The 6,469-nt window shown below is 41.1% G+C and carries 7 protein-coding genes; 1 reads left to right on the top strand and 6 read right to left on the bottom strand.

What is annotated here, in order from left to right; genetic code table 11:
- Positions 1-184: 184 nt before the first annotated feature.
- From F6K51_RS21685 to F6K51_RS21665, 5 genes are all read right to left on the bottom strand, one after another.
- Positions 185-1,105 carry an Npun_R2821/Npun_R2822 family protein gene (locus tag F6K51_RS21685; RefSeq protein WP_293024039.1) on the bottom strand — a complete coding sequence of 307 codons (921 nt, stop codon included), beginning with the start codon at positions 1,103-1,105 and terminating at the stop codon, positions 185-187.
- 10 nt (positions 1,106-1,115) lie between these two features.
- Positions 1,116-2,123 carry an Npun_R2821/Npun_R2822 family protein gene (locus tag F6K51_RS21680; protein ID WP_293024036.1) on the bottom strand — a complete coding sequence of 336 codons (1,008 nt, stop codon included), beginning with the start codon at positions 2,121-2,123 and terminating at the stop codon, positions 1,116-1,118.
- A 6-nt stretch (positions 2,124-2,129) separates the two neighbouring features.
- A complete protein-coding gene (locus F6K51_RS21675; protein ID WP_293024048.1) occupies positions 2,130-3,107 on the bottom strand; it encodes a glycosyltransferase family 10 in 978 nt (325 codons plus the stop codon).
- A 94-nt stretch (positions 3,108-3,201) separates the two neighbouring features.
- Entirely contained in the window at positions 3,202-3,573 is a 372-nt protein-coding gene (locus F6K51_RS21670) for a hypothetical protein (RefSeq protein WP_293024034.1), read from the bottom strand.
- 244 nt (positions 3,574-3,817) lie between these two features.
- Complete coding sequence (locus tag F6K51_RS21665) at positions 3,818-4,129, bottom strand: hypothetical protein (RefSeq protein ID WP_293024032.1); 312 nt, start codon at positions 4,127-4,129, stop codon at positions 3,818-3,820.
- Between the two features lie 228 nt (positions 4,130-4,357).
- On the opposite strand from F6K51_RS21665, the gene F6K51_RS21660 reads away from it, so the two are divergent.
- Positions 4,358-4,618, top strand: a complete 261-nt coding sequence (locus tag F6K51_RS21660; RefSeq protein ID WP_293024030.1) for a hypothetical protein — start codon at positions 4,358-4,360, stop codon at positions 4,616-4,618.
- A 257-nt stretch (positions 4,619-4,875) separates the two neighbouring features.
- Here the strand turns inward: F6K51_RS21660 and F6K51_RS21655 are convergent, their stop codons facing one another.
- Positions 4,876-6,075 carry a glycosyltransferase gene (locus F6K51_RS21655; RefSeq protein ID WP_293024028.1) on the bottom strand — a complete coding sequence of 400 codons (1,200 nt, stop codon included), beginning with the start codon at positions 6,073-6,075 and terminating at the stop codon, positions 4,876-4,878.
- Positions 6,076-6,469: the final 394 nt, after the last annotated feature.

Raw genomic sequence — 6,469 nt, 5'->3', positions numbered from 1 at the left:
CGGTTGCTCGTAACTTTGCACTCAATATCTATCGCTCTAATCACTTCTCAAATATGGCCCAGGCAGAGCGACGGTGCAAGTTTGGACTAGACACACTCAAGCGCATTTTTAGAATGAAATAGCCCTGGACATCTAACACTATTCCATTAACCCTTTTTGTAACCTTTTTAGGACTAAATCCGCTTTATTTTTTCAGTGATTTGTGTAATTTGTTGGTAATTTGTTCCCATAAGCTCTTCTGAGTTTTAGTCTGCAAAGACTCATCCTCTGGCATAGGTTCATTCAAATAGCGGTAATGTTTCCAGATATCCCAGTAAGGACAACCAGGCTGAATACGAATACCAGCCCAGTGTAGATATTGTAGGGGTTGATTCAAATTTGGATCAATAAGTCGTACTCCTTGGGTTTGAAATTGTTTACTACCTGCCCAATTTCCTGGAGCTCCCCCTGGTCTACGCACAATATTAAATCGGTGGTGCATCTGCTTCAATATCATATAGTTGATAATCGGCTGATCGGAGGTTTTCTGGGAAAAGTCAAAATACTCGGGATTAGCCGCACACTCAGCAAAGGTTTCATATAAAGTTTCTTCACTAATCTTATTTTTATTGGCTCCCCAAAACCCCCCATTAAAGATATCCTTCAGTTCCGCTTCACTAAAAATCTTATCTTCAATAACTTTGGGGGTGAAAACATTGGCAATTCCCCCGACATGCTGGTAATCACAGCAAATAAAATCATAGTCAGCCAGGTAGTCAAGAGTATCCGCTATCTTCTCAAAAACAACGATATCGGTATCGATATAAATAAATTCATCAAAGGTTCCAAACCAGCAAGCCTGTTTCCGGAACTGATTCGGTCTAGCAAAAAATCCCTCCCCGAAAATTTCGTGTAGCTTAGTAGACAGGCGTTCGATAAACGCCAAATCTGGATAAATCTCTACCCCATAAGACTCTTGAAGAATTTGGGCGACGTTTTGATAATTGTCATCATAGGGAATCAAAACAATTGGGGTATCGGTATCGTAGCAGCGGATACTATTTAGTAACGCAATAGACTGCTCAATCACCCGGTCATTAGCAGTGATGTAAATTCCACGATTCATAAAATTTGCCTCAACGACTGAATCCTAATTTCTTGAATACTTTAGTGGTTAAACTAGGAGGCTGGTTGTAAGGTTTAGCTTTAGTGGTAAACTGAGGACGTTTCTCTGGTTGATGATAATATCGATAATGTAAGAAAATATCCCGGTAGGGAAAGTCGATATTCTCCCCAGCACACAGTTTATTGAAAACTTTTGACTTGATTCCAATGTAATGAAGATAAGTCAGCCTATTCCCATGATCATAAAGTAGATTATCCAGAACTTCAAAGTGAGAAGATGTTACGGAATTGCCTGTTCTTTGATCTTTAGGCAAACTCAGAGCCAAATTATGGATCGATAACCCAGACCTCATCCTCATGTAGTTGAGTACAGATTGGTTAGGCGCTCGCTTATACAGAACTTCTGCTTCCCCATTAGCTAACTGAGAAACTAACCATTCTCGCTGCTCTTCAGGAAATAATCCCCGCTTAGCCCCATAAAATCCCGAACAGAAAATTTCTGAATTAATCTGGGATTCATCGAATACTTCCAGTAACTTCGGTGAGGCTACGTTAAAAATATGTGCTGGGTCTTTATACTGAAAGTCATAAACCACAAAATCACTCTCATCTAACTGCTTAAAGACGAAATATAAGGAATTCATCACCAGAGTGTCAGCATCGAGATAGATAAATTTTTCAAATGGACTCTCTGGATCAAAGGCACAGTAACGATGATTTTCACCAACCCGATAGAATTTCGTCTTAATGCCTTTTTCCTGCCATTCTTGCAATGCATCAGGGTGAGTTTTCCAGACATGGTAGGAAAACTCTTCCCAACGGGCAAATAGTTCTGGATTATCCAGCAACGTTACATTATCTCGGGTGGCAATTTCTTGACGGACCTTGTCTAACTGATCATTGTAGGCAATTACACAAACTGGAGTCTCTTTCCCAGCATTAACCTCTATGCTATTGAGCAGTGCTACCAGTTGGTTGTAAACCACATCATTAGCCAATGTATAAATTCCTGTGCTCATCTAGACTTACCCCAGTTTTTCCACTACCTTAGACAAGAAGTTGAGTAAATTCAACTCATGTAAAATAATTTGACGTGCTTCTGCGATCGCATCTAGAGCCTCATGCCACGCATCCGGTGTAGCCGTCACCTCCTGAATGTACGCTAAGCCCTTTTCATCCTCACTTGGCAGTCTCAAGAAGCTTCCTGGAGGCAATAATTTATCAGCAGCAGAACCACCATAGTAGATGGGTAAGCACCAGGCTAATAAAGCATCCCACAACTTTTCACTCACATACCAATCATTACCAGCATAGTTTTCAATCGCCAGGTTGTAGTAATAAGGAGCCATCGCATTCCACTTATTCCCTACTTTTCCATATCCGTTTACCCAGTCTGGCAAATCCCGTCCATACACGTCAAATTCTAGATTACTGTCCTTCAACAGCCTCAAAAACGCCAAACGCTGACGATGATTAGCCGTGCGAGCAATACCGGAAGTAATCCAACAACAGGAACGAGCTTTTTCAGGTGGTCCCATTTCATGCAATTCACGAAACGAATTGTTGTGGTATGAAATAGCAGGCATATAGTCAGGAATTGGCGCAAAATCATCAGGACCACATACATAGCCACAGTATTCCTGAGCTTGCTTATATTCATTAATTCGGATCTCTTCCCGTTCTGGGAAGGGAGGTTCCCGCACCAAAGAAATAATCCGTTCTTTCGGCACTCCCCGCCAGAGAGTCTTGAGATCTGCGACCTTAGGCTCAGGGGGCTTGTGAGCTAGCCCAAAAAAATTGCCAAATTTGGGTTTAACTGGTTTGATGTCAGAAAATTCGTTAAAGTTGTATAGCAGTAAAAAATCCGGTTGAGGTGCAGTAGCTATCATTTGAATATTTTTCCAAACCCCCAAAGGACGAGGGGTTTGCTTCCATAGCCAATCAACAGGACTGGGTTTCAGTGCCTTATAGCTACTTATCATACCGATAACTTTTTTGTCCATAGTTTTGGACATAGCTTAATTCCCTAACTCATCAATTTGAAGTTGATAATAATTTGATCAGCTTAGTTTAAGCTTAACTTACTTAACTTAATTGTCAACTTACTGCTTCACTTAATTTTAAACACTTTAGCCATTGGGAAAGATCCCGACCAATCAAATCTTGAAGCTGGAGGATATCCTCGCGATAGAATTCAATCAATTGCTTCCGCACTGCTGGTGCTAACTTAGGTTTACCACGATTTAAATATCTAATCTTGTTAACTAGTTTATCCCTTATGCCAGTAGGAAGCAATGGACTTAGAATTGATTTAACTGGGTGCGGTTGCTTCAAAAATGATTCCAACGCTTTGTTCTTGGGAAGGCGAGGAGCTTGCCTAACTTTTTCAGATATATCTGGGGTAAAGGTATCGTCTATCTCCAAAAAAACAAACATATCTTTCAGCATACCTAGAGAATTATTAGTCAAATATTCGTATAGATAAACCTTTATCTTGCTTTTGTCAAACGCATCAAAATAACGCTTTAGTTGGACATAGTAAAGTCCCCGTTGTTTATAGTACCAGAAAGACCACCAGTTATTTTTGATACGCTCCTCTTCTTGGGCAAGAGCTTCAGCAAAATCCAGTGGTTCGCGCTCTTGCTTGATTAAATGTAAATAGTTGGAATAGGCTCTTTATGCTGGATCTCGAATAATGGCGATCAGTTTTGCCTTAGGTAATGTAGTACTTTATGCGTTCAACAGATTTCGCAATGTAGAGATAACTTGTAGATGCTTCCCCAATAGCTACTTGATTATTTACTTTTTTAAATAGGGCACGATAGTCGTCAATATTAGTTACAATGGAATCAGCTTCTTTTTCATCTCCTAACCCACGGAAATCTAAATTTTCCCCTTCAAAAGCAAAAAACCTAGGTTCCTTGGCAGGACTCATGTAGATTTGCGGATGCTGCTTTAGATATCGATAAATTGAAGTAGTTCCAGCCTTAGCTGCACCTATGATTAAAAAGTTGGGCATTGTCATGAGTCTATCTAGTTAACTGATCCTTGATAAACTTATCTTAGAATGTTTTTAATAAAGTCCTTAGATTAGACATGAAACGATCAGGTGAAGGAGGCTGACATGGTCATGTGGTCATGTCTTATTCTTTCCTCTTCTTTAGCTGATATCCTCATCATATCATCCCCCGATCTCGAGCTCTCGAGATCTATAAGTATTTTTAGTAAGCATAACCGAAATTGAGATCAGTAAGTGGGTTTATTTATACCCACTTATCAGGAGCTGGTGGGTACTCCTCTGTCAGCCATCAGTGCTCAGCCATCAGTGCTCAGCCGTGAGCCTTGGCCGTTGGCCAAGCTACGCGAATGGCTCACGCTACGCCAAAAGTTTAACATAAACCTCTTTGCGTATACGGCGGTTTGCATAACTATCAGGTACACAGGATTCTTTTCCCTCTTTCCTCTTTCCTCTTTCCTCTTACCTGCTCCCTGCTCCCTGCTCCCTGCTCCCTAAAAACCGAAAATTTTGTACCTAAGGGACTTGCAAACCGCTGTAATTTAATTATTGAGAGATTCATGAGAATTGAAAGTCTGGTGAAAAGCCCTTGGCCACGCTACTTGAGGTGCTTTGTGGCACAGGCCACAAGCGCTTTGACTTAACTGAGATTAAACGAATGCTTACCTCTTTGATTCAAAAGCACCTCAAGTAGCACCATCTGTAGCCCATTAGCTAATAGCTAAATGCTTACTTTAACCCTAAATGTAACCGTATTAATCACATATTATAGGATGCATATATTCTGCTACATTGCTCATAATTTTGGCCATTCTATTTTCCCAAGAGAACTGACTCCCCCACTCAATTTGAGCAGCATAACCATTCACGTTTCTGGGATAGGTTTCTAATACCTGCTGGAGGCAACGAGTCAATTGAGCTGGGTTATCTGGTTGACACCAGCAAGCAATAGCACTGGACGATTTAAATTCCATCAACGGAGGAATTTCCGTTGCCACAATCGGAGTTCCTGAAGCCATATACTCAAAGAGCTTCAGAGGAGAGGTAAAGCTAGCCGCCTCACCAGAACAGTGAGGATGAGCCAAAACATCAGCAGCTTGGAGTAAGCTGGGAAGCTGCTGGTGGGGAATATAACCTAAGAAGGTAACATTGTTAGCTTGTTTTTCTTTAGCTAGCTGCTGATAAGACTGTACTTGAGATTCATTGCCACCAGCAAAGACAAATTGAATCTGTGGTAATTCCTTAGCAACATCAACTAATAAGTTTACCCCTTTGAAGCGATAGAGTCCTCCTGAATAGACCACTAACTTTTGGCGGTTATCCAGCAAAAGTTTTTTGCGCCATTCAGAGGCTTGTTCTGGTTGTCTTACTAAAAAAGACTGATTGAAGCCACTATGGAGTTTGATAATCTTTTCTGGGGGCATACCCCTACGAATCATATCGTCCCGAATATTATCAGCTACGGTGACTGCGACTTGAAAAAGTGGGTTTTGGACAATGGATTGATCATAGTCACTTTTTTTATAATGTTCCCGCTCATAAATGACTGGTATACCATGCTTGATGGCTGTTTTGACTAAATTCCAATCCAACGTGTGTAAGATTTGAGTATGGGGAAAAATATGAATTGGAAAATAGTAACGACAAACGATTGTGCTGGGGCTAGTCAGTTTGCCTTTGATGTGACCAATGGGCCAAGGCATAGCTAGGGGAGCCACCTTGAGCTGATCCTGAATACTGTAAAACTTGGTCACGTTTTCCGGTGGCTGTTGGAGCCGAAAGGGATAAACCCAGTCTAAGGGATTTAGGGATTTCTCTGGGGGGTGGAGATAGACTAAAACAGTAGAATAACCAAGGTTAGCAGCAGCATTGGCGGAATTGACATCATGAACTAAGTGGGCAGCATTGGGTAATGGTAAAGTACTTCTGGTAAAAAAGATATAGTGTTTATTCATTATTAGTTAAGAAGTGTTAATTGATCAGATAGTCTGTTTGCAATTAATACTTAAGTAGTCTATTTACTGAGATCTCTACCACCATACTGCCCAAATTTTACCAAGCTATCCCCTTATATAGCGCTACGCGCAAGTCAGAAGTTAGAAGTCAGAAGTCAGAAGTAAGCTATGACTAAGTTTGCTGAGTTTAGGAATGTCCTAAGCTTAATGCGTAGTGCTATAACACTCTTACTTTTCATCAAACCATCCCGTCCGGACATCTCTAATTTCCAGCAATAGGGCGATTGCTAGTGTGTAAGCATTCAGCTATCAGCGTGTCGCGTATCAGCTTATGCGCGATGGGTCACAGCGTCGAAGCCTGTGCCACAAAGCTGTTCGCAAATCCCCAGACTTT

The sequence above is a fragment of the Moorena sp. SIO3I8 genome, assembly GCF_010692325.1.
Classification (GTDB): domain Bacteria; phylum Cyanobacteriota; class Cyanobacteriia; order Cyanobacteriales; family Coleofasciculaceae; genus Moorena.
The sequence above is the reverse complement of the archived record's forward strand: the minus strand, read 5'-3'. Positions and strand labels throughout refer to the sequence as shown.

Bases quoted from the DNA above. Each gene is read 5' to 3' on its own strand.
- F6K51_RS21680 (WP_293024036.1), bottom strand. From the start codon at position 2,123: ATGAGCACAGGAATTTATACATTGGCTAATGATGTGGTTTACAACCAA.
- F6K51_RS21685 (WP_293024039.1), bottom strand. From the start codon at position 1,105: ATGAATCGTGGAATTTACATCACTGCTAATGACCGGGTGATTGAGCAG.
- F6K51_RS21655 (WP_293024028.1), bottom strand. From the start codon at position 6,075: ATGAATAAACACTATATCTTTTTTACCAGAAGTACTTTACCATTACCC.
- F6K51_RS21665 (WP_293024032.1), bottom strand. From the start codon at position 4,129: ATGACAATGCCCAACTTTTTAATCATAGGTGCAGCTAAGGCTGGAACT.
- F6K51_RS21675 (WP_293024048.1), bottom strand. From the start codon at position 3,107: ATGGACAAAAAAGTTATCGGTATGATAAGTAGCTATAAGGCACTGAAA.